Genomic DNA, 2,030 nt, shown 5'->3' with positions numbered 1-2,030 from the left:
CCCGACCACCCCGCCGCCGGACGCCGTCCTGCCGGAGCGCCACCCCCGGGCGCCCGCCCCCGGCACCCGGCTCGGTTCCCACTACGAGCACTGCTTCGGCTGCGGCCCGCAGCACCCCGGCGGCCTGCGGATCGACGCGGTCGCCGGCGAGGGACTCGACGTCACCGCCGAGTTCGCCGTCCGCGACGCCCACCAGGGCGGCCCGGGCCTGGCCCACGGCGGGCTGCTGACCACCGCCATGGACGAGACCCTCGGCACGCTCAACTGGCTGCTGCACGCCCCCGCCGTGACCGGCCGGCTGGAGACCGACTTCCTCAGCCCGGTGCCCGTCGACTCGGTGCTGCACCTGCGCGCCTGGATCACCGGTGTGCACGGCCGCAAGATCTACAGCGCAGCCGAGGCGCGGATCGGCGGTCCGGACGGACCGCTCGCCGTCCGCGCGCAGGCCCTCTTCATCCAGGTGAAGCTGGAACACTTCACCACGCACGGTCGCCCCGAGGACATCGAGAAGGTCCTCGACGACCCGGATCTGATGAAGCGCGCACGAGCCTTTGAGGTGAACCCTTGAGCGATACCCCCCGCCCGCAGCTGGACGTCCTGATCAAGCGCATCGACCCCGAGCTGCCGCTGCCCGCCTACGCGCAGCCCGGGGACGCCGGTGCCGATCTGCGCACCACCGTCGACGCCGAGCTGGCGCCCGGCGAGCGGGCCGTCCTGCCCACCGGCATCGCCGTCGCCCTGCCGGACGGCTACGCGGCCTTCGTCCACCCCAGGTCCGGGCTCGCAGCTCGTTGCGGCGTTGCCCTCGTGAACGCCCCGGGGACGGTCGATGCCGGGTACCGTGGAGAGATCAAGGTGATCGTCGTCAATCTGGACCCGCGCGAGGGGGTCAGCTTCCGCCGAGGGGACCGGATCGCCCAGCTGGTGATCCAGCAGGTCGAGAAGGCCCGTTTCCACGAGGTGGAGGAGCTGCCTGGGTCGGCACGTGCCGAGGGCGGGTTCGGGTCGACCGGCGGCCACGCCGCGGTCTAGCATGCCCGCGGCCTCGCAGGAAGCCGAGCAGGTATTCGCATCGGTCTTGGACCGGGAAGGACAGTGACCGTGTTCCGTCGTCGCCAGAAGAGCGAGGACGCTGTCGAGCAGCTCGCCGACGACGCCATCAGCGCCGACGAGACGGCCGATGACGTCGAAGGTTCCGCCGAGAGCGAGAACGTGACCGAGCTGGACCCGGCCGACAGGGTCGGCCTGCCGCCGGCCCCCCGGCCGGACGGTCCGTGGGACCACTCCGAGCTCGAGAACCCCGAGGAGGGGCGAGTCGACCTCGGGGGTCTGCTGGTCCCCGGTGTCGAGGGCATGGAGCTGCGCGTCGAGGTCGCCGGTGACGCGATCGTGGCCGCCACCCTCGTGCTCGGCAACAGCGCCATCCAGCTCCAGGCCTTCGCGGCCCCGAAGTCCGAGGGCATCTGGGGGGAGGTCCGGGAGGAGATCGCCAACGGCATCACCTCGCAGGGCGGCCTCATCGAGGAGGAGGAGGGCCCGCTCGGCTGGCACCTCCGCGCCCAGGTCCCGGTGCAGCTGCCGGACGGCACCCAGGGGGTGCAGCTGGTGCGGTTCGTCGGCTGCGACGGCCCGCGCTGGTTCCTGCGCGGTGTGATCTCGGGCCAGGCCGCGGTGCAGCCGGAGATGGCCGGGATCCTGGAGCAGGTCTTCCGGCAGACGGTCGTCGTGCGCGGCGAGTCCCCGATGGCTCCCCGTGACCCGATCGTCCTGAAGCTTCCCGAGGACGCCCAGATGGTCGCCGACGGTGGCGGGGCCGCCGCCGCCGGCGAGGGCGACAACCGCTTCGGCGGCACCTCGCTCGACCCGTTCGCGCGCGGTCCGGAGATCACCGAGGTCCGCTGACCCGGCTCCGACCGGCATCGACCGGCACTGATCGCCTCTGCCCGGACCCCCGGGCAGGGGCGATTTGCATGTGGCGGGCCGGTCCCCGTACAGTTCCGGAGTCGCCGCGGGAGACCGGGGCGGCAAAG

Annotated in this window: 3 protein-coding genes; all 3 read left to right on the top strand. The window is 73.0% G+C overall.

Annotated features, from left to right (window positions below):
• Positions 1-568: PaaI family thioesterase (locus tag ACIQOV_RS39155; RefSeq protein WP_401055628.1), on the top strand; the 568-nt coding region annotated here is incomplete at its 5' end.
• Positions 565-1,032, top strand: coding sequence for a dUTP diphosphatase (dut, locus tag ACIQOV_RS39150; protein WP_030239204.1), 468 nt, complete (start codon positions 565-567; stop codon positions 1,030-1,032). The genes ACIQOV_RS39155 and dut, both read left to right, overlap by 4 nt.
• A gap of 69 nt (positions 1,033-1,101) precedes the next feature.
• Entirely contained in the window at positions 1,102-1,902 is an 801-nt protein-coding gene (locus ACIQOV_RS39145; protein ID WP_380551264.1) for a DUF3710 domain-containing protein, read from the top strand.
• Positions 1,903-2,030 lie beyond the last annotated feature (128 nt).

This window comes from Kitasatospora sp. NPDC091257, assembly GCF_044757675.1.
Taxonomy (GTDB): domain Bacteria; phylum Actinomycetota; class Actinomycetes; order Streptomycetales; family Streptomycetaceae; genus Kitasatospora; species Kitasatospora lactacystinica.
The sequence above is the reverse complement of the archived record's forward strand: the minus strand, read 5'-3'. Positions and strand labels throughout refer to the sequence as shown.